Below are 19716 nucleotides of genomic sequence, written 5' to 3'. Positions count from 1 at the left end.
TTGCGTGGAGATTAAAAAAAGTCAATATAGCGCTTAGAGTATAAAATGTAATAGTTGAGATTTAATCTTACATTTAGTAAAATTAAGATAATATTAAATGGAGGATTAGAGATGAATCTAAATCAAAAAATAATAAAGCCAAAAATAGGATTACTAGAATTAGCTAGGAGTCTTGGTAGTATATCGTCAGCATATAAAGCTATGGGTTACAGTAGAGACAGTTATTATAGGTTTAAAGAGTTATATGAAACAGGAGGAGAAGAAGCATTATATGAGATTAGTCGGAAGAAGCCAATTATAGCGAATAGAGTTGATCCTGCCGTAGAGAGAGCAGTATTAGATATGGCAATAGAATACCCCGCTTATGGTCAGCTGCGAGTATCAAATGAGCTTAAAAAGACTGGTATTCTTGTATCACCTGGAGGAGTTAGATCTATTTGGCTACGTAATGATTTAAATAATATCAATAAAAGACTTAAAGCATTAGAAGCCAAAATGGCTCAGGATGGTATTGTTCTTACCGAAGCTCAGTTACAAGTATTAGAGAAACGGCGTAGCGAGAAAGAAGCTCATGGTGAGATTGATACACAGCATCCAGGTTATCTAGGATGCCAAGACACATATTATGTAGGTAATTTTAAAGGCATAGGCAAGGTATATTCTCAAGTGTTTATTGATAGTTACACTCGGGTTGCAGAGGCTAAACTATATACTGATAAAACAGCACTTACCGCTGCTGACATGCTTAATGATAGAGTGTTACCATGGTATGAGAGTCAGCAAATACCAGTACTTCGTATTTTAACTGATAGAGGTGGTGAGTATAAAGGTAATATAGAACATCATGCTTTTGAATTGTTCTTAAGCATTGAGGGTATTGAGCATACTACTACTAAAGCATATTCTCCTCAAACAAATGGTATGTGTGAACGTTTTAATAAAACTATGAAACAAGAATTCTTTGATACTGCTATGCGTAAAAAGATCTATACTGATCTTGATGATCTACAACTAGATCTTGATATTTGGCTAGAATATTATAATAATGAAAGACCGCATTCCGGTAAATATTGCTATGGAAAAACACCTATGCAGACTTTTATGGATAGTAAAAAGTTAGCTGTTGAAAAGAATAACGAAATCTTATATCTTGAATACTCATCTGACAGTCATAACTTATCAGACATTCAGATATAATTTTTATAATGTCTGTAAGATTAAATCTTGACTTCTACACTCAACTCAATGGCTTTGGTCTTATAATAACGAAAGACCTAATATGGCTATTGGCGGTATAACACCAATACAAAAATTAGCTCTCGCAACTTAACTCTCTACTCTCTATTGCGATTAAAAATGGGAGGATTACCATTTTGCTAAACATTCCTTCTGCAAATCCGCTTGTTGCTCGCCATGGCAATCTTAATAACAGCTTAATTGTTAGCAAATATTCATACATCTTGCTATTATATCTTCTCGCTCCTCCTTGCCTCTGTTCCCCTCCATAATATAACTCTTTTAAATATTCTTCACAAAATGTGAAAATTATTGTTCCTCTTTTCTTTAAACTTCTGTTATATTCTTTCCAGTTGCAAACTTTTTGTAGCTTTGACATACACACTTGTGGTTAAGTTTTTTGTCAATTTACTACTTTTCTTAGTTCGCAGCTACTTTTTTTATATCTACGCAACAAGGTCTTGCAGGAATGACGGATAAGATAAAACCTAATATAAAAATAGTTTCTTTTGGCTCTTACTAACTTCTTCATTTACATTGTTATTATGGTGATGATAATTAGATTGGATCGTTATTAAATAATCACTTATTGCTTTAGAAAATTCTTCAGTTTTATAACGAAAGAAATGGTCAGCCCCATTGATAATGTTATAATCAACTTTAATATGGGATTGTTGCTTAGATAATCTATTTGCTAGGTCTTTTACATCATCTGCCGATACTATACTATCATTATCTCCCTGTAATATAAACCCTGGGATGGGACAAGGTGAAAGGAAAGAGAAGTCATATTTATGAATTGTATTAACCGGCGGCGAAATAGCAATAAAATGATTTATTTCCGGACGTCTCATTACAAGCTGCATAGCTATCCATGCTCCAAACGAAAATCCTAATATTAGATTGGATTGAGCATTTGGGTTATTCTGCTGTAACCAGTCGAGAGCTGCCCCCGCATCAACAACTTCACCGACTCCGTTATCAAATTTACCTTGCGAACCCCCTACTCCTCTAAAATTAATACGTAAGACGGTATAACCGTTATCTGCTAAAATTTTATAGGCATTATAAACTACTTTATTATTCATATTACCCTCATATAAAGGATGAGGATGAAGAACTAATGCAATAGGGGCATTAGGCGAGGTAGCTTTTGCATATCTTCCTTCAATTCGTCCTTCCGGACCGTTAAAATAAATTTGCGGCATAATTATTCATAATATTTAATTTGTTCGATATGTAGAAGTCAAGATTTAATCTTACAGACATTATAAAAATTATATCTGAATGTCTGATAAGTTATGACTGTCAGATGAGTATTCAAGATATAAGATTTCGTTATTCTTTTCAACAGCTAACTTTTTACTATCCATAAAAGTCTGCATAGGTGTTTTTCCATAGCAATATTTACCGGAATGCGGTCTTTCATTATTATAATATTCTAGCCAAATATCAAGATCTAGTTGTAGATCATCAAGATCAGTATAGATCTTTTTACGCATAGCAGTATCAAAGAATTCTTGTTTCATAGTTTTATTAAAACGTTCACACATACCATTTGTTTGAGGAGAATATGCTTTAGTAGTAGTATGCTCAATACCCTCAATGCTTAAGAACAATTCAAAAGCATGATGTTCTATATTACCTTTATACTCACCACCTCTATCAGTTAAAATACGAAGTACTGGTATTTGCTGACTCTCATACCATGGTAACACTCTATCATTAAGCATGTCAGCAGCGGTAAGTGCTGTTTTATCAGTATATAGTTTAGCCTCTGCAACCCGAGTGTAACTATCAATAAACACTTGAGAATATACCTTGCCTATGCCTTTAAAATTACCTACATAATATGTGTCTTGGCATCCTAGATAACCTGGATGCTGTGTATCAATCTCACCATGAGCTTCTTTCTCGCTACGCCGTTTCTCTAATACTTGTAACTGAGCTTCGGTAAGAACAATACCATCCTGAGCCATTTTGGCTTCTAATGCTTTAAGTCTTTTATTGATATTATTTAAATCATTACGTAGCCAAATAGATCTAACTCCTCCAGGTGATACAAGAATACCAGTCTTTTTAAGCTCATTTGATACTCGCAGCTGACCATAAGCGGGGTATTCTACTGCCATATCTAATACTGCTCTCTCTACGGCAGGATCAACTCTATTCGCTATAATTGGCTTCTTCCGACTAATCTCATATAATGCTTCTTCTCCTCCTGTTTCATATAACTCTTTAAACCTATAATAACTGTCTCTACTGTAACCCATAGCTTTATATGCTGACGATATACTACCAAGACTCCTAGCTAATTCTAGTAATCCTATTTTTGGCTTTATTATTTTTTGATTTAGATTCATCTCTAATCCTCCATTTAATATTATCTTAATTTTACTAAATGTGAGATTAAATCTCAACTATTACAAAAATACTATTTGGTCTAAGAAAATACTGCTCGCTCGACTGCATCTGTACTATGTTGTACTAAATCCTTAGCGATTTCTTTAGTAACCATCTTTTTTAGACCGTTTTTAAGTTCTTGTCTAACACATCCAAGCATCTGCGGTTCTGCTACAATAATCAATTCCTTATATTTAGCTTGATCAGCAGTAGTTACTTTCTCTAAATGTTTAATAACGCTCCTTGCTGCTTCTTTATGTTCTATATCTTTTAGCGAAGTATGTGGCTCAAAAAGTGATCCTGGGGTCGATTTATTCTGGTAAAGGCTTTGTCTTTTTTCTCTATGGTGATGATGTTCCTCTAAATCTAAAGATAATTTTAAAGGTTTATTAGTAGTAATTTTAATCCCCAATGCGTCGTAAAGCATCATTTGCTTACTATCGATAACTGCAATTAATTTTAACGGTGCTGTACTTACCATAAATACCCCCATAAGAACTAGGTTGTAATTTTATGATAATACTAATTATTTTTAAAACCTAATATTAATTTAATAATTTTTGCTTTTCACTGTTAATAATTTGCTCAACCTTGTCATTAAGTATACGTACGTCTGTTTGTTCTATTTCTTCTTTTTCTATTACACCTATAATCTTTACCTGTATAGTACCAGGCTGCTTAAACCAAAAGCCTCTAGGCCAAAATAAACCGGCATTATGAGCCATCATTACAATTGGAACTTTAGTAATTGAAGCAAGCTTTACGGCGCTTGGCTTAAATTTCACTGTTCTATCAGGTGGGACTTTGGTTGATTCCGGAAATATTATTAACCATAGCCCTTCTTTTATTTTTTCCTGACCTTCTCTTAAAATCTGAGCAACCGAGCTATTAGTACCACGGTCAACCGCAATAGGTTTAACCATCCGAAGCCCCCAACCAAGCAAGGGTATATTAAATAATTCACGCTTTAATACCCAAGAATGTTTAGGAATAATCAGTTGCATAAACATTTGATCCCAAAAGGATTGATGATTAGACACAACTATTGAAGTAGTTTTCGGTAATTTCTCAAGCCCCTCTACTTCATATTTAAGACCGCAACAAATTTTTGCAAGCCACACAAAAGCATAAGAAAAGATAATGGCAATTCTGTATCTTATTTGATAGTTGACATTGAAAAATGTTACGGGTATGTAACATATAAGAAAAAAAATAAATGTAAATAACGATAATAATCCGTAAAATGATAAAATTCTTAAACGCCAAAGCATAATTTAACAAAAAATTAATATAATTTAGTATACGAAGATCAACTTGAAAAAGAGCAAGGCGTTTTGAGATTTTTAACCACATCGTAGTTAAAGCTACGTGAGGATTAAAAATGAAAAACTTTGTTGCCAATTTTTCAAGTTGATCGAGTATATATAACATAATTTTACAACGAGTAAAATAAATAAGGTATTATAATGCAAAAAACTGTTCTTTCCGGTGTGCAAGCAACCGGTTCTTTACATCTCGGTAACTATTTAGGTTCAATTAGAAACTGGGTTAAAATGCAGGAAGAATATAATTGTTTTTTCTTCTTAGCGGATTTGCATGCTATCACGGTTGATATTAAGCCCTCAGAACTTAATAATTCAATTATGGGGGTTCTTGCCGTTTATTTAGCGGCAGGGCTTAACCCCGACAAAGTAACGATTTTTGCCCAGAGTATGGTAAAAGAGCATGCAGAACTTGCTTGGCTACTAAATTGTGTTACACCGCTCGGATGGTTAAAGCGAATGACCCAATTTAAAGATAAAGCCGGAAGTGATCAAGAGAAAGCTTGCCTTGGGTTATTTTCCTATCCGGTTCTTATGGCAGCTGATATACTTATATATAAAGCTGATATAGTGCCTGTCGGTGAAGACCAAAAACAGCATCTAGAACTAACAAGAGATATTGCAGGGGTGATAAATAGGAGATTTGATAAAGAAATTCTAAAAGTTCCTGAGGTTTTAATTAGTGAAACAGGTATAAGAATCATGAGCTTACGGGATGGATTAAAGAAAATGAGCAAATCTGATATTTCGGATTTTGCCCGTATCAATTTAAAAGACGATAACGATCTTATTCATCAAAAAATAAAAAAAGCCAAAACCGATCATTTAAGCTTTGTTAGCTATGATAAAGAAACAAGACCGGAAATTAGTAATTTATTAGATATTTATAGAAGTTTATCCGAGGAAAGTTTAGAAAACATAATCAATAATTATCAGAACCAAGGTTTTTCAAAATTTAAAGAGGATTTAGCAGAAATTATTATTACAAATCTACAACCGATACGTGATAAATATTTAGAATTAATGAATGATAAAGAATATTTATTAAAAATACTACGCATTGGGGCAGAAAAAGCAAGAATTAGAGCCTCTGAAACGGTTAACGAAGTGAAAGAACAATTCGGATTTGTAATTTAATTTGCTTTAAGTATTTATTTTTGGTATATAGGAAAACATATGATTTTAACCTTTAGGTAAGTACGAAAACAATCACATATGAAGAATTTGAACGTGTTGAATTACGTTCCGGTATATTGTCAAAGTAGAAGTGTTGCCAAGAGCTAAAAAACCGGCTTTTAAAGTTTGGGTTGATTTTGGCATTGAAATTGGAGTTTTGCAGACTTCTGCACAAATAACAAAACATTATACTATTGAAAAATTAGTAGGCAAGTCTATTGTCGGCTGTATAAATTTAGGAGAAAAAAATATATCCGGTGTCTTGTCTCAATTCTTGTTAGTTGGCTTTTCCGATATTAATAATGATATATGTTTAGTTACAGTTGACCCTAAGGTACCCAATGGTCAAAAATTATGTTAATAAACTATTTAAACATTATAATATTAATTTTTACGATTTCCCTTGAAATATATAAGATTATTTGGTATGAATCTTCTTGGATAGGTGGCCGAGTGGTTTAAGGCACTAGTCTTGAAAACTGGCGTACGGGCAACCGTACCGTGGGTTCGAATCCCACCCTATCCGCCAGCTCAGTCTAGGGTATTATGCCCGTTTATTTCCTTTATAGTGTTTAGTATATTTATCTAGTAAAATCCTAATCATTTTTTGATAAGGGACATGGGCAGTAGCTGCCTGATCTTTAAAAAATGCCACGCTTTCTTTACTTATATTTCTTGCAGCAAAAAATAGCAAAAATTAAATCTTTTTAGAGATGTTCACAAAACCTAAGACAATATAAGGAATTTATATGAAAGAGGAGGGAATGAAAACTAATTATTTATTCGTAAGAAATTATAGGTTAAATAAATTAAAAGAACATAGTGTTTGTAAACTTAATTGGCTTTTTCTTCCCGGCGGTCCTGGCATGGGATCTAATTACTTGATTGATTTTGCATCAAAATTAGATTTACAAGGTTCATTATATGTAATAGTTGAGATTTAATCTTACATTTAGTAAAATTAAGATAATATTAAATGGAGGATTAGAGATGAATCTAAATCAAAAAATAATAAAGCCAAAAATAGGATTACTAGAATTAGCTAGGAGTCTTGGTAGTATATCGTCAGCATATAAAGCTATGGGTTACAGTAGAGACAGTTATTATAGGTTTAAAGAGTTATATGAAACAGGAGGAGAAGAAGCATTATATGAGATTAGTCGGAAGAAGCCAATTATAGCGAATAGAGTTGATCCTGCCGTAGAGAGAGCAGTATTAGATATGGCAATAGAATACCCCGCTTATGGTCAGCTGCGAGTATCAAATGAGCTTAAAAAGACTGGTATTCTTGTATCACCTGGAGGAGTTAGATCTATTTGGCTACGTAATGATTTAAATAATATCAATAAAAGACTTAAAGCATTAGAAGCCAAAATGGCTCAGGATGGTATTGTTCTTACCGAAGCTCAGTTACAAGTATTAGAGAAACGGCGTAGCGAGAAAGTGTAGAAGTCAAGATTTAATCTTACAGACATTATAAAAATTATATCTGAATGTCTGATAAGTTATGACTGTCAGATGAGTATTCAAGATATAAGATTTCGTTATTCTTTTCAACAGCTAACTTTTTACTATCCATAAAAGTCTGCATAGGTGTTTTTCCATAGCAATATTTACCGGAATGCGGTCTTTCATTATTATAATATTCTAGCCAAATATCAAGATCTAGTTGTAGATCATCAAGATCAGTATAGATCTTTTTACGCATAGCAGTATCAAAGAATTCTTGTTTCATAGTTTTATTAAAACGTTCACACATACCATTTGTTTGAGGAGAATATGCTTTAGTAGTAGTATGCTCAATACCCTCAATGCTTAAGAACAATTCAAAAGCATGATGTTCTATATTACCTTTATACTCACCACCTCTATCAGTTAAAATACGAAGTACTGGTATTTGCTGACTCTCATACCATGGTAACACTCTATCATTAAGCATGTCAGCAGCGGTAAGTGCTGTTTTATCAGTATATAGTTTAGCCTCTGCAACCCGAGTGTAACTATCAATAAACACTTGAGAATATACCTTGCCTATGCCTTTAAAATTACCTACATAATATGTGTCTTGGCATCCTAGATAACCTGGATGCTGTGTATCAATCTCACCATGAGCTTCTTTCTCGCTACGCCGTTTCTCTAATACTTGTAACTGAGCTTCGGTAAGAACAATACCATCCTGAGCCATTTTGGCTTCTAATGCTTTAAGTCTTTTATTGATATTATTTAAATCATTACGTAGCCAAATAGGTCTAACTCCTCCAGGTGATACAAGAATACCAGTCTTTTTAAGCTCATTTGATACTCGCAGCTGACCATAAGCGGGGTATTCTATTGCCATATCTAATACTGCTCTCTCTACGGCAGGATCAACTCTATTCGCTATAATTGGCTTCTTCCGACTAATCTCATATAATGCTTCTTCTCCTCCTGTTTCATATAACTCTTTAAACCTATAATAACTGTCTCTACTGTAACCCATAGCTTTATATGCTGACGATATACTACCAAGACTCCTAGCTAATTCTAGTAATCCTATTTTTGGCTTTATTATTTTTTGATTTAGATTCATCTCTAATCCTCCATTTAATATTATCTTAATTTTACTAAATGTAAGATTAAATCTCAACTATTACATAATTATAATAATGAAAGACCGCATTCCGGTAAATATTGCTATGGAAAAACACCTATGCAGACTTTTATGGATAGTAAAAAGTTAGCTGTTGAAAAGAATAACGAAATCTTATATCTTGAATACTCATCTGACAGTCATAACTTATCAGACATTCAGATATAATTTTTATAATGTCTGTAAGATTAAATCTTGACTTCTACATCTTATTGAACGTATAGCTTTTTAATAGGCGTAACTGCAATATGGAGGCATGACCGGTTTGATATATACCTGCCCCAGTAATAAATTTGTACCTACGGTCACTTGGCTTGAAGATTCGCCCGGAATAATTACTATGCTTTGTTGATTTTCTAAAGCCACCCCTAAATACCCGTTAAATATAGTTTTTACTCCAAATACAAAATTTTCAAATATTGGGCTATTCCTTCTGATTTAACTTCTTCTAAGAATTTTTGACTAACTTTATCCAATTGATCTTCTTTTTTATGTACCGAAAGTTTTTCTTTAGTTTCCGGATTATATTGACCTGTTCTATGACCGTTAGTTGCTAAAAGTATCATATTTTGATCTTTTGCAATTTTAGCTAAATGCTTTCCTAACTCATATGCTTCATTTTCTGTATAAAATTTTATATTTCCTTGTGCATCCGGTGTATCACCTGCTAAACATGTAATTATATAGCCTTTATGAGAAGAAGGAATCTTTTCGGCATTTTTTAAATCATTGTAATCTTTTATACATTCTTCTTTTGTAAGGTTATGAGGTATGCCTATAGTTTCTATTAATTTAATTTCAGGATTCGCTTGCTTAATGTATTTCTTTTGTTCTTCGTTTAAAGCATAAAAAGACAAGGATATCGTATCTAAAACTTCTAAATCATCCTTTACTTCCGTTGGTAGCTGATGGCCGCTCCAAATAAATTTACTATTATTTTTTGTCGATTTTAAGATATCAAATCCTTTGATCCCATCAAGCCCTGCACCTATAAAAATGACTTGCTTTTTTGCTTGATTAGTATTTATTTGAGCATTCGCTAATTCTTCAATATTTATCCCAACATTCTCAACCGTAAAGCCTTCTTTCTCATAACCTTCGCTTAATGTCGTTCTAATGCCTAATGTATTACTGTTATCACCCATATATTGAGAACTAAGTAGTACTACAAGTAAAATTGTTTTCATATATTCCTCGATTAAAAAGTGATTAATTATTTGTATAGAAGAAGCAATTTTTAACTTCAAATGCATTATTGTGAAATATAAAATCAATCTTTTCAAATTTAGATATTTAAGGGGTATACTCCCAAAATATCTATTTATCCAGTTGGTTCAATATCATTTTGGCAACTTTTATGCCCGCTTCTTTTGAGGTATTTATATCGGTGACTTCGGTGTGGAAGATTGTTTTACTGCCGGCGAGATTACCGAGCATGAAATCGGTTTGTATATTATCCGCATCTAGATATTTTGAATAAGCAGCAATCGGTGTACGGCAATTAGCATCTAGATATTCTAAAAATGCTCTTTCGGGTTTTATTAGTTCAAAGGTAGGAAGATGATTAATGCGGCTACCTATCTCAAGCATAGCATTATCATCCTGTCGTATCTCAATTGCAATGACTCCCTGCCCTACACACGGTAACATCTGTGAATATTCTATCAAATGGCAATATTCCGGATTAAACGCTCCAAGCCTTTTCAGACCCGCATATGCTAAAATTGTTGCATCAACTTCGCCGGTCATTAGCTTTTTTATTCTTGAATCAACATTCCCTCTAAAAATTGTTACCTTTAAATCCGGTCTTATTTTTTGGATAAATGCTTTTCTTCGCACTGCCGAGCTACCTATTACGGCATTTTGCGGCAGTTCTTCTATGGATTTATAATTTAAACATACAAAAACATCTCTGGGGTCTTCACGCTCTAAAACAGCAGCTATTACTAGCTCTTCGGGTATTCTACCAGGTACGTCTTTTAAAGAATGAACGGCTAAGTCAATTTTTTTATCAAGTAAAGCTTGCTCTATTTCCTTTAAAAATAAAGCTTTACCTCCTATATCGTATAATGGTTTATTTTGAATTAAATCACCGCTAGTAATAATGGGTACTATTTCGCAATTAATATCAGGAAAAAATTGTTTGATTTGCTGAATAACTAAATTAGTGTGTATTAAAGCAAGTGGACTTTTTCTTGTACCTATTCTGATAGAATTTATCATTTGTTTTCTACTATTTCAAAAGGGCTAGTAAAACTTAAAATATTACTGTTTATAATTACTTCATGATTCATAATAACCGGATGATTTACCTCTCCATGCCCTATTCCGTCAGCTTTATAAGTTTCTATATGCGGAATATGATTTAAACAAAAACTTTTTGTAGCTTGTTCTACAAACTCATCCCCTTTGGTAAAATCACCGAAAATTATTGCCTCTATATCATCAAATATATCGGCATTTTTTAACTGAACTAGATTACGATGCACGGCATAGGCTTTTTCATTAATATCTTCAAGCAACAGAATTTTCTTATCATACTGCTGTATTTTATTGTCATCCCCGTGAAAACGGGATCCAATATTACTTTTTCTGGATTCCCGCTTTCACGAGGAGACCTTGTTGCGTAGATATAAAAAAAGTAGCTGCGAACTAAGAAAAGTAGTAAATCGACAAAAAACTTAACCACAAGTGTGTATGTCAAAGCTACAAAAAGTTTGCAACTGGAAAGAATATAACAGAAGTTTAAAGAAAAGAGGAACAATAATTTTCACATTTTGTGAAGAATATTTAAAAGAGTTATATTATGGAGGGGAACAGAGGCAAGGAGGAGCGAGAAGATATAATAGCAAGATGTATGAATATTTGCTAACAATTAAGCTGTTATTAAGATTGCCATGGCGAGCAACAAGCGGATTTGCAGAAGGAATGTTTAGCAAAATATTTGCGGGTAAGGATTTAAGAATACCGGATTATGCCCATGCATCAAGAATCGCTAGTAAGCTAAAGTTACGAGTAAAAAATATTGGAGTACAAGAGAAAGGTTCAGGGAAAGAGATAGTATTTGATAGTACCGGAGTAAATGTATATAGCACCAGTGGGTGGCATCAAAGGAAATACGGTAAGGATGGATTATAACGGTAAGGATGGATTATATCGTAAGAGAGAACAGTGGAAGAAGATACATGTAGCAGTCGATTTAGATAGTATGGAAGTACTATCTGTAGCCTATACGGATAGTAACACAAACGACTGTGAAGTTGTTGGTGATATGAGCAAAGAGATAACAGGCAAAGCTAAAACCGTTATAGCAGATGGGCAACCCCCCCAAAAACAATCGACAAAAGGAGTAGAATTTTCTAGAAACAAAGGAGGAGATTCTATAAATGACAATATCAAAGCACAGTGATAGCCAAATCATGTCTATCTTAAAGCAAGCGAGCGGTGGGATGCCTGTAGCGTCTATACTGAGAGAGCACAAAATACCATCAGCGACATTTTATAAATGGAGATCAAAGTATGGTGGTATGGCTTTACCGATGATTACTAAATTAGGTCGTGCCTCCGTATTGCAGTTTAGAGTAAATAGTCTATAATCCTCAAACAGTAATAAGAGAGAATTATAGTTAAGGAGTTATGGCAAAAATAGATGTTAAGTGTAGATATTGTAACAACACAGAAGAAGTAATAAAGTCAGGATATTCAATTTCAAAACAACAGAGATATCAATGCAAGCGGTGTAATCGATATTTTCAATTGGAGTATATTAATAATGCATCTAAGCCTGGAGTTAAGGAGCAAATAGTAGAAATGTCAATCAACGGCTCTGGAGTTAGAGATACAGTAAGAGTATTAAAAGTGGGTATCAATACAGTTATCCGTGTTTTAAAAAAATCTAGTATTAAAAAACAATAAATCATTCTATCAGTACAACAGAAGTAATTATTGCTCCTGAGATAGATGAACAATGGTCTTATGTACAGAATAAATCCAGACAACGATGGCTTTGGTATGCCTTGGATAAGATTTCGTTAAAAGTAGTTGCTTATACGTTTGGTACAAGATGTGATAGCACATTAGAATCATTACTGAAAAAACTAGAGAATTTCAAGGTGACTTTTTACTATACAGATGGATGGGGGAGTTATGCTAGGTTATTAGACCCTAAAAAGTATATTATCAGTAAAAAATACACTCAACGGATAGAACGAAGTAACTTGAACCTTAGAACGAGATGCAAGAGGCTTGCACGTAAGACAATCTGCTTTTCCAGGTCATTGGATATTCATGATAAGGTTATTGGTACTCTTATTGAACGTATAGCTTTTTAATAGGCGTAACTGCAATATGGAGGCATGACCCTTATAGTGTCTAAAACAATAAATGATTGCTGGTCCATGGATTTTATGCACGATAGTTTAGAGAATGGTAGGAAATATCGTTTATTTAATGTGATTGATGACTTTAATAGAGAGAGCCTTGGTACTGAGACTGATTTTTTATTGTCAGCAGGAAGAGTTATCAGGTCACTAGATCAAATTATAGAATGGCGAGGTAAGCCAAAATCTATACGTTGTGATAATGGACCTGAATATATCAGTAAATTATTGAGCAAGTGGGCAAAAGAAAAGAATATCAAGTTATTATTCATTCAGCCAGGCATGCCTCAGCAAAATGCATATATTGAAAGATATAATAGAACTGTAAGATATGATTGGTTAAATCAGTATTTATTTGTTAATATACAAGAAGCACAGGATCTTGCAACTCAATGGCTTTGGTCTTATAATAACGAAAGACTTAATATGGCTATTGGCGGTATAACACCAATACAAAAATTAGCTCTCGCAACTTAACTCTCTACTCTCTATTGCGATTAAAAATGGGAGGATTACCGATACATGTAGCAGTCGATTTAGATAGTATGGAAGTACTATCTGTAGCCTATACGGATAGTAACACAAACGACTGTGAAGTTGTTGGTGATATGAGCAAAGAGATAACAGGCAAAGCTAAAACCGTTATAGCAGATGGAGCTTATGATACGCAGGAGTTTAGAAAGATAATATATGATTGGGGAGCACAAGATTTAATGCCCCCAGCACGAACATCTAAGTCACAAGATGAATTAAAGAATAAAAGCAAGGTAGAGAAAGAACATTTAGCTTACAGAGATAAAGTAATAAAAGGAATTAGAGAATATAAAAATTTTGATGAAGGTTTAAAAGCATGGAAAATTAATAGCGGCTATCATCAAAGGTCAAGGGTTGAATCGTTTATGTTTAGGTTGAAGCGAACGTTTGGCTTTAACTTACAACAAAAAACAGAGAAAGGAAGAAAAAACGAAGTAATTACTAAGATAAATATATTAAATGAAATGATTGCCCTTGGGAAAGCTCAATATAGCTTTTAGAATTATATGTAATAGTTGAGATTTAATCTTACATTTAGTAAAATTAAGATAATATTAAATGGAGGATTAGAGATGAATCTAAATCAAAAAATAATAAAGCCAAAAATAGGATTACTAGAATTAGCTAGGAGTCTTGGTAGTATATCGTCAGCATATAAAGCTATGGGTTACAGTAGAGACAGTTATTATAGGTTTAAAGAGTTATATGAAACAGGAGGAGAAGAAGCATTATATGAGATTAGTCGGAAGAAGCCAATTATAGCGAATAGAGTTGATCCTGCCGTAGAGAGAGCAGTATTAGATATGGCAATAGAATACCCCGCTTATGGTCAGCTGCGAGTATCAAATGAGCTTAAAAAGACTGGTATTCTTGTATCACCTGGAGGAGTTAGATCTATTTGGCTACGTAATGATTTAAATAATATCAATAAAAGACTTAAAGCATTAGAAGCCAAAATGGCTCAGGATGGTATTGTTCTTACCGAAGCTCAGTTACAAGTATTAGAGAAACGGCGTAGCGAGAAAGAAGCTCATGGTGAGATTGATACACAGCATCCAGGTTATCTAGGATGCCAAGACACATATTATGTAGGTAATTTTAAAGGCATAGGCAAGGTATATTCTCAAGTGTTTATTGATAGTTACACTCGGGTTGCAGAGGCTAAACTATATACTGATAAAACAGCACTTACCGCTGCTGACATGCTTAATGATAGAGTGTTACCATGGTATGAGAGTCAGCAAATACCAGTACTTCGTATTTTAACTGATAGAGGTGGTGAGTATAAAGGTAATATAGAACATCATGCTTTTGAATTGTTCTTAAGCATTGAGGGTATTGAGCATACTACTACTAAAGCATATTCTCCTCAAACAAATGGTATGTGTGAACGTTTTAATAAAACTATGAAACAAGAATTCTTTGATACTGCTATGCGTAAAAAGATCTATACTGATCTTGATGATCTACAACTAGATCTTGATATTTGGCTAGAATATTATAATAATGAAAGACCGCATTCCGGTAAATATTGCTATGGAAAAACACCTATGCAGACTTTTATGGATAGTAAAAAGTTAGCTGTTGAAAAGAATAACGAAATCTTATATCTTGAATACTCATCTGACAGTCATAACTTATCAGACATTCAGATATAATTTTTATAATGTCTGTAAGATTAAATCTTGACTTCTACAGCTCAATATAGCTTTTAGAATTATATAAAATTTAATTATTTTTATACTCTAAGCGCTATATTGACTTTTTTTAATCTCCACGCAACAACGCCTTGCGAGAAAGGCTTGCTTGCGTGGACTCCCAGTCGTCATTGCGAGGAGCGAAGCGACGTGGCAATCCAGAAAAAGATTAAAAAAATTCTGTAAATCAGCATGTTTACTGGATTGCCGCTCTCCCTACGGTCGCTCGCAATGACGATTTGACAAAAATTTAATACTAAAAACTATGAATGTCAAAGATATAGGGGTAATAATTGCTAGAAAGCCTTTAAAAGAAAATATGTTTATTGTTACAATTTTTACTAAAAATCACGGTTTATATTCGGGAGTTGCAAAGGAATCTTCTAAGAAAAGTAAATTTATATATCAAGAAGGTAATATTGTAGATTTTCTTTGGCAAGCAAGATTACATGAACATATAGGCATAGCCAAGTGTGAACTTATAAAATCTTATACCGGTCATTTTATTACAAATAAAGTTAAATTATATGCCTTTAATTCTGTTATATCTTTGATCAAAGAGTTATTTCATGAAAGAGAAGAACATCCTAGTTTTTTTTTGTTTCTAATTAATTATTTAGATAATTTATCAAAGAATTTTTGTTTTCGTGATTATATTAATTTTGAGCTGACTTTACTTGCCGAGACGGGTTATAAACTCGACCTTAGCAAGTGTGCAGTTAGCCACACAACAATTGATTTAACTTATGTATCACCTAAATCAGGTAGAGCGTTATCATATGAAGTAGGAAAGCCTTACAAAGATAAATTATTGATTTTACCAAAATTTTTACTTTCAGATGATAGTGAGATTACATTAGAAGAAAAAAGACAAGCTTTAACCTTAACAAACTATTTTTTTAATAGGTATTTGTTTCATAATAATAGACAGGCTGAAGCGCGCCAAATTTTTATGGAGTATATTTTAAATAATTCTTAGAGGCTATATTTTTACTTTTATTTTTCTTTTTTAATGATATACTTATTTAAGTAATTACTTAAATAAGTACGTAATATGACTAGACTAAGCATAGATATACCAAACGAATTACATCGTTTTCTTAAAGTTCATACTGCACATAAAAATGATACTATTATGAATTTTGTAAGAGAAGCGATATATCATAAAATAGAACAGGAAAAAGAATTAAATGCAGAATCAATTAAAATATTAGAAGAATCAGCAAAAGGTTTAAATATTAATAAATATTCTTCATATAAAGAAATGTATAAAAAACTTAATTTAATATGATTTTGCAAACTTCTGGTATTTTATTCTATGTCATTCCTAGCTAAAAGCGGGAATCCAGTTGAGTAAAGCTTCTTAAAAGCTTTACTCAAAAAGAAAACAACATAATAAAAAGACTTTTTTAGCCTAGATTCCTGCTTTCGCAGGAATGACATAAGAGATTTTTTAAAAATTTTCCGGTACACTCGGCACCTATAGCGACTTATTCAAATAATAACCTATGAAAATACTGGCATTTGACACAGCCAATAATACTGCATCGGTAGCAATATCCGAAAATGAGAATATTCTGGCATATATAGAAGAATTACGCCCTTCCATGCAAGCAGAGAATCTCATGCCGATGATAGAAGACGTGATGAAATCGGCTAAATGTTCATATGATGATCTAGATTATTTAGCGGTAACTCTAGGTCCTGGTAGCTTTACAGGTATTAGGATAGGACTTGCTAGTGCTAAAGGTATATTGTTTGCCAAGGAAAATACTAAAGCAGTAGCGGTTAGCAATTTTGAATATGCCTACTTTAGAGCCATAACTCAAGTTAAAGATTATGATAAAATATATGTCTTTTTAAACGCTTATCGCTCACAGCTTTATATGCAAGTTTTTCATAAATCAGAAAAAATAGAAGAGCCGTTATTGATAGATTTCGAGTATGCTATAAAACTGCTTGCAAATGAGAAAGGGAATATAGTTTGCTGCGGTAGTGGGCTTGAATTTATATATCCTCAAATTATACATTTACCGAATATAATAACCTTGCCACGTTTTGCACGAGTTAAAGCATGGGTTATTTGTAGATATATTGCTAGTAGATTATCCAGCGGTATGAAGTTAAATAGCGCTATCGAACCGCTTTATATACGCCTGCCTGATGCTAAAATAGCAATAAATTACGTCGCTCCTACTCCTAGTTAAAAGCAACCTTGTTGCATGGCTCAGTTTTTTTTGTCATCCCGTGATTTATTCACGGGATCCAGTTAAAAATACTAATATTATTAGTATTTTTAGTTATTTTACTGGATACCGTGGACAAGCCACGGTGTGACACCCAGTAGGTTTTTTGATCCATGCAACAAAGCTGCTAAAAACAGTAATCCATTTTTTGTCTACCATAAGATAGGTTGAGATAAGAGCTTTATTATAAATATACTACATCATCACTTTCATAATCAATGAATCCAAAATCATTACCTGATAACTTCGTAGTAAAATCACTATTAGAAAATCCTACTTGATTGCATGATACTTCTATTTCATCTTCATAATCAGAGAACCCGGAATCACTATCAGATACTCCATCTGATTCTTGCTTTGCACACTTCTTGTTATATATAAGGGTTATTATTTGTTGAACTAACGATTCTGATAAACTATGACTATCAACAATTCTTTCTAAATCCTCATCCGAAGTATTATTAATTAATTTTGCCAATTTTTCATATGTAATCTTAATTTTATCTAATTCACTATCAGGCGTATTTATAATTTCTTCTAATAATTGTTGATTTTCAAGCTGCTCTACAACCTCTGCACCATGAATTAAGATCATTATTTGTTTAAATTTTTCTTCAGGTAATAAAGATGATATCTCTGACAATGTTTTTGATAAGTTTTGATCTGATATACTATCGACGATTCTTTCTAAATCTTCATCTAAGGCGGTATTAATTATCACTGCTAATTTATCGTTTGGAATACTATCAACGATTCTTTCTAAACTTTCATCTGAAGTATTATGAATTAATTCTGCTAATTTTGTGGTCTTAATTTTATCCAGTTCATTTTCAGAAATGTTTAAAATTTCTTCTAATAATTTCTGTTTTTCAAGCTGCTCTACAATTTCTTCATTGTCCATTAAAGTTGGTATTTGTGTAATTTTTTCAAAAGGAAGCAAAGGCAATATCTTTGGTAAGTTGATATTAATGATTCTTACTATACTTTCATCTGAGGCGTGAGAAATTATTGTTACTAGCTTATCATTTGAAATATTACTGATGATTCTTACTAAATTTTCATTTGGAATAATATCAAGCTTTTCTGCAAATTTTTCTTCTCCTGCTAAAATAATTATATTTTCAAGCCATTCATCAGAAATACCCTCATTTGATAATTTTTTTAGTTCCTGCTCGGTAAGTTCTTCTAAAGAAAGATTATTAGGGTTTTCATTAAATAATTTATCCAACTTATCTTGTGTAATTAAATCTATTACTTTTTCAAGATGCCAAGGCAAAATATAATTAACTAATTTTTGTGCTTGCTCATCGGAAATATTATTAATTAATTCTGCTAATTTTTCATATGTCATCTTTTCAAACACTTCATCTAATTCATTTTCAGGCGTGTTTAAAATTTCTTCTACTAACTCATTATCAGAAGGAGTTTCAAGTTGATCTAAGAGATTAAATGTTTCTTCAGCTTCATTATTTAAATAAGAAAAAACTTTATTACTCACAAGATTAAAAGTTTCAGTAACTTTAGAAGAAAGAATACTAGATGTATTTTTTATAATATTAAAACTCTTTACTCCAAAATCATAAACTGTTTTTAATGATGAACTAAATGTACTGAAAAAGCCTTTACTTTCAGCTGTGTTAGTTACTTTTTCGCTACCATCAAGCTCATTCATAATATCAGTATATTTGATTTGAGAGATGTCTAGAGTATCTTTATACCCCCAAATTTTTAATTCTTCATTTGAACGATAATTAAATTCATCGTTAGCAAGATAAGAGGCTGGCTTTGGATAAGTATTATGTGGGATTAAATTTTGTAACTTATTAAAAATTGATGTTATTGCCATAATTCTTTCTCATTTCTTATTATAATAATCAGCGTTGCATAATAATAGAAATTATGAGGAGGTCAAGATAAAGGCTAATAATTATTAACTTTTTTATTATATTTTGCTTAAAATTGATTAATTTATCAAAGAGAGATATTCTACTAAATGTTATTCCTGCGTAGGCGGGCAGATCTTATTGCGTGGACTAGTAAAACCCACTGTGGCACCTAGTTCGCTTGCTAACTAGGTCCATAAAAACAATAAAA

Annotated in this window: 21 protein-coding genes, 1 tRNA gene and 7 pseudogenes; 17 read left to right on the top strand and 12 right to left on the bottom strand. The window is 32.6% G+C overall.

The features are described from left to right. Positions 1–111 precede the first annotated feature (111 nt). Positions 112–1197 (top strand): IS481 family transposase, encoded by a 1086-nt coding sequence (locus tag AC0ODJ_RS04800; protein ID WP_121834048.1) that lies wholly within the window; start codon positions 112–114, stop codon positions 1195–1197. Between the two features lie 115 nt (positions 1198–1312). On the opposite strand, the gene AC0ODJ_RS04795 is transcribed toward AC0ODJ_RS04800, so the two are convergent. From AC0ODJ_RS04795 to AC0ODJ_RS04775, 5 genes are all read right to left on the bottom strand, one after another. After that, on the bottom strand, positions 1313–1615 hold the full coding sequence (locus AC0ODJ_RS04795; protein WP_474465136.1) for a transposase: 303 nt from the start codon (positions 1613–1615) through the stop codon (positions 1313–1315). 109 nt (positions 1616–1724) lie between these two features. Further along, on the bottom strand, positions 1725–2444 hold the full coding sequence (locus tag AC0ODJ_RS04790; RefSeq protein WP_218460683.1) for an alpha/beta hydrolase: 720 nt from the start codon (positions 2442–2444) through the stop codon (positions 1725–1727). Between the two features lie 69 nt (positions 2445–2513). Further along, positions 2514–3599: an IS481 family transposase gene (locus tag AC0ODJ_RS04785; RefSeq protein WP_474465674.1), complete on the bottom strand. Its 1086-nt coding sequence runs from the start codon at positions 3597–3599 to the stop codon at positions 2514–2516. Positions 3600–3679: 80 nt separating this feature from the next. Then, entirely contained in the window at positions 3680–4120 is a 441-nt protein-coding gene (locus tag AC0ODJ_RS04780; protein ID WP_039595012.1) for a host attachment protein, read from the bottom strand. Between the two features lie 64 nt (positions 4121–4184). Beyond that, positions 4185–4910 (bottom strand): lysophospholipid acyltransferase family protein, encoded by a 726-nt coding sequence (locus tag AC0ODJ_RS04775; RefSeq protein ID WP_474465132.1) that lies wholly within the window; start codon positions 4908–4910, stop codon positions 4185–4187. A 195-nt stretch (positions 4911–5105) separates the two neighbouring features. Between AC0ODJ_RS04775 and trpS the strand changes: the two genes are divergently transcribed. The 3 genes from trpS (at position 5106) to AC0ODJ_RS04760 (ending at position 6666) form a co-directional block, all read left to right on the top strand. Then, entirely contained in the window at positions 5106–6098 is a 993-nt protein-coding gene (gene trpS / locus AC0ODJ_RS04770) for a tryptophan--tRNA ligase (protein ID WP_218460237.1), read from the top strand. A gap of 133 nt (positions 6099–6231) precedes the next feature. Next, the gene (locus tag AC0ODJ_RS04765; RefSeq protein ID WP_256621201.1) at positions 6232–6498 is read left to right on the top strand and encodes a tRNA-binding protein; all 267 of its coding nucleotides are present in this window, start codon (positions 6232–6234) and stop codon (positions 6496–6498) included. 78 nt (positions 6499–6576) lie between these two features. After that, a tRNA-Ser gene (locus AC0ODJ_RS04760) sits at positions 6577–6666 on the top strand. A gap of 15 nt (positions 6667–6681) precedes the next feature. On the opposite strand, the pseudogene AC0ODJ_RS04755 reads toward AC0ODJ_RS04760, so the two are convergent. Then, positions 6682–6810, bottom strand: a pseudogene (locus tag AC0ODJ_RS04755) (CopG family transcriptional regulator); the annotation flags it as partial. Between the two features lie 91 nt (positions 6811–6901). Between AC0ODJ_RS04755 and AC0ODJ_RS04750 the strand changes: the two are divergent. After that, positions 6902–7081: a hypothetical protein gene (locus AC0ODJ_RS04750; protein ID WP_474465126.1), complete on the top strand. Its 180-nt coding sequence runs from the start codon at positions 6902–6904 to the stop codon at positions 7079–7081. A gap of 46 nt (positions 7082–7127) precedes the next feature. Then, positions 7128–7580 (top strand): annotated as a pseudogene (locus AC0ODJ_RS04745) (helix-turn-helix domain-containing protein); the annotation flags it as partial. A gap of 40 nt (positions 7581–7620) precedes the next feature. On the opposite strand, the gene AC0ODJ_RS04740 reads toward AC0ODJ_RS04745, so the two are convergent. Beyond that, complete coding sequence (locus tag AC0ODJ_RS04740; protein WP_474465598.1) at positions 7621–8706, bottom strand: IS481 family transposase; 1086 nt, start codon at positions 8704–8706, stop codon at positions 7621–7623. A 60-nt stretch (positions 8707–8766) separates the two neighbouring features. Here AC0ODJ_RS04740 and AC0ODJ_RS04735 point away from each other — a divergent pair. Then, positions 8767–8934, top strand: a pseudogene (locus AC0ODJ_RS04735) (IS481 family transposase); the annotation flags it as partial. Positions 8935–8994: 60 nt separating this feature from the next. On the opposite strand, the gene AC0ODJ_RS04730 reads toward AC0ODJ_RS04735, so the two are convergent. The 4 genes and pseudogenes from AC0ODJ_RS04730 to AC0ODJ_RS04715 all read right to left on the bottom strand — a co-directional run. Then, the gene (locus tag AC0ODJ_RS04730) at positions 8995–9132 is read right to left on the bottom strand and encodes a hypothetical protein (RefSeq protein ID WP_474465124.1); all 138 of its coding nucleotides are present in this window, start codon (positions 9130–9132) and stop codon (positions 8995–8997) included. Positions 9133–9158: 26 nt separating this feature from the next. Continuing rightward, positions 9159–9953, bottom strand: a complete 795-nt coding sequence (locus AC0ODJ_RS04725; RefSeq protein WP_474465123.1) for a hypothetical protein — start codon at positions 9951–9953, stop codon at positions 9159–9161. A gap of 130 nt (positions 9954–10083) precedes the next feature. Further along, a complete protein-coding gene (gene hemC / locus AC0ODJ_RS04720; protein ID WP_218459953.1) occupies positions 10084–10989 on the bottom strand; it encodes a hydroxymethylbilane synthase in 906 nt (301 codons plus the stop codon). Then, positions 10986–11377 (bottom strand): annotated as a pseudogene (locus AC0ODJ_RS04715) (LD-carboxypeptidase); the annotation flags it as partial. The pseudogene AC0ODJ_RS04715 and the gene hemC, both read right to left, overlap by 4 nt. Positions 11378–11463: 86 nt before the next feature. Here AC0ODJ_RS04715 and AC0ODJ_RS04710 point away from each other — a divergent pair. The 10 genes and pseudogenes from AC0ODJ_RS04710 to tsaB all read left to right on the top strand — a co-directional run bounded on the left by AC0ODJ_RS04710 (position 11464) and on the right by tsaB (position 17583). Continuing rightward, positions 11464–11904, top strand: a complete 441-nt coding sequence (locus AC0ODJ_RS04710) for a transposase (protein ID WP_121843865.1) — start codon at positions 11464–11466, stop codon at positions 11902–11904. Continuing rightward, complete coding sequence (locus AC0ODJ_RS04705) at positions 11894–12175, top strand: transposase (RefSeq protein WP_474465122.1); 282 nt, start codon at positions 11894–11896, stop codon at positions 12173–12175. Before AC0ODJ_RS04710 ends, AC0ODJ_RS04705 begins: the two co-directional genes overlap by 11 nt. Then, positions 12153–12320, top strand: a pseudogene (locus tag AC0ODJ_RS04700) (transposase); the annotation flags it as partial. The gene AC0ODJ_RS04705 and the pseudogene AC0ODJ_RS04700, both read left to right, overlap by 23 nt. A gap of 82 nt (positions 12321–12402) precedes the next feature. Then, positions 12403–13097, top strand: a protein-coding gene (locus AC0ODJ_RS04695) for an IS1 family transposase (protein WP_474465121.1) whose coding sequence is annotated in 2 segments (ribosomal slippage) — positions 12403–12676 and positions 12676–13097 — 696 coding nt in all. Because the reading frame shifts where the segments join, the coding sequence is not laid out codon by codon here. 51 nt (positions 13098–13148) lie between these two features. Further along, a pseudogene (locus AC0ODJ_RS04690) lies at positions 13149–13622 on the top strand (DDE-type integrase/transposase/recombinase); the annotation flags it as partial. A gap of 14 nt (positions 13623–13636) precedes the next feature. Next, positions 13637–14179, top strand: coding sequence for a transposase (locus AC0ODJ_RS04685; RefSeq protein WP_474465120.1), 543 nt, complete (start codon positions 13637–13639; stop codon positions 14177–14179). A gap of 72 nt (positions 14180–14251) precedes the next feature. After that, a complete protein-coding gene (locus tag AC0ODJ_RS04680) occupies positions 14252–15337 on the top strand; it encodes an IS481 family transposase (protein ID WP_121834048.1) in 1086 nt (361 codons plus the stop codon). Positions 15338–15641: 304 nt separating this feature from the next. Further along, complete coding sequence (gene recO / locus AC0ODJ_RS04675) at positions 15642–16355, top strand: DNA repair protein RecO (RefSeq protein WP_474465119.1); 714 nt, start codon at positions 15642–15644, stop codon at positions 16353–16355. Between the two features lie 75 nt (positions 16356–16430). Then, entirely contained in the window at positions 16431–16667 is a 237-nt protein-coding gene (locus tag AC0ODJ_RS04670) for a hypothetical protein (RefSeq protein ID WP_218460538.1), read from the top strand. A 217-nt stretch (positions 16668–16884) separates the two neighbouring features. Then, on the top strand, positions 16885–17583 hold the full coding sequence (tsaB, locus tag AC0ODJ_RS04665) for a tRNA (adenosine(37)-N6)-threonylcarbamoyltransferase complex dimerization subunit type 1 TsaB (RefSeq protein ID WP_218460111.1): 699 nt from the start codon (positions 16885–16887) through the stop codon (positions 17581–17583). Between the two features lie 901 nt (positions 17584–18484). Here the strand turns inward: tsaB and srfC are convergent. Further along, positions 18485–19468 (bottom strand): annotated as a pseudogene (gene srfC, locus AC0ODJ_RS04660) (SrfC family effector protein); the annotation flags it as partial. Positions 19469–19716 lie beyond the last annotated feature (248 nt).

This window comes from Rickettsia senegalensis, from assembly GCF_056135685.1.
This window is presented reverse-complemented; position numbering and strand designations above follow the sequence as displayed.

Excerpts from the sequence above, each read along its gene's own strand:
- AC0ODJ_RS04800 (WP_121834048.1), top strand. The coding sequence starts at position 112 with ATGAATCTAAATCAAAAAATAATAAAGCCAAAAATAGGATTACTAGAA.
- AC0ODJ_RS04795 (WP_474465136.1), bottom strand. The coding sequence starts at position 1,615 with ATGTCAAAGCTACAAAAAGTTTGCAACTGGAAAGAATATAACAGAAGT.
- AC0ODJ_RS04790 (WP_218460683.1), bottom strand. The coding sequence starts at position 2,444 with ATGCCGCAAATTTATTTTAACGGTCCGGAAGGACGAATTGAAGGAAGA.
- AC0ODJ_RS04785 (WP_474465674.1), bottom strand. The coding sequence starts at position 3,599 with ATGAATCTAAATCAAAAAATAATAAAGCCAAAAATAGGATTACTAGAA.
- AC0ODJ_RS04780 (WP_039595012.1), bottom strand. The coding sequence starts at position 4,120 with ATGGTAAGTACAGCACCGTTAAAATTAATTGCAGTTATCGATAGTAAG.
- AC0ODJ_RS04775 (WP_474465132.1), bottom strand. The coding sequence starts at position 4,910 with ATGCTTTGGCGTTTAAGAATTTTATCATTTTACGGATTATTATCGTTA.
- trpS (WP_218460237.1), top strand. The coding sequence starts at position 5,106 with ATGCAAAAAACTGTTCTTTCCGGTGTGCAAGCAACCGGTTCTTTACAT.
- AC0ODJ_RS04750 (WP_474465126.1), top strand. The coding sequence starts at position 6,902 with ATGAAAACTAATTATTTATTCGTAAGAAATTATAGGTTAAATAAATTA.
- AC0ODJ_RS04740 (WP_474465598.1), bottom strand. The coding sequence starts at position 8,706 with ATGAATCTAAATCAAAAAATAATAAAGCCAAAAATAGGATTACTAGAA.
- AC0ODJ_RS04725 (WP_474465123.1), bottom strand. The coding sequence starts at position 9,953 with ATGAAAACAATTTTACTTGTAGTACTACTTAGTTCTCAATATATGGGT.
- hemC (WP_218459953.1), bottom strand. The coding sequence starts at position 10,989 with ATGATAAATTCTATCAGAATAGGTACAAGAAAAAGTCCACTTGCTTTA.
- AC0ODJ_RS04710 (WP_121843865.1), top strand. The coding sequence starts at position 11,464 with ATGTCAAAGCTACAAAAAGTTTGCAACTGGAAAGAATATAACAGAAGT.
- AC0ODJ_RS04705 (WP_474465122.1), top strand. The coding sequence starts at position 11,894 with ATGGATTATAACGGTAAGGATGGATTATATCGTAAGAGAGAACAGTGG.
- AC0ODJ_RS04680 (WP_121834048.1), top strand. The coding sequence starts at position 14,252 with ATGAATCTAAATCAAAAAATAATAAAGCCAAAAATAGGATTACTAGAA.
- recO (WP_474465119.1), top strand. The coding sequence starts at position 15,642 with ATGAATGTCAAAGATATAGGGGTAATAATTGCTAGAAAGCCTTTAAAA.
- AC0ODJ_RS04670 (WP_218460538.1), top strand. The coding sequence starts at position 16,431 with ATGACTAGACTAAGCATAGATATACCAAACGAATTACATCGTTTTCTT.
- tsaB (WP_218460111.1), top strand. The coding sequence starts at position 16,885 with ATGAAAATACTGGCATTTGACACAGCCAATAATACTGCATCGGTAGCA.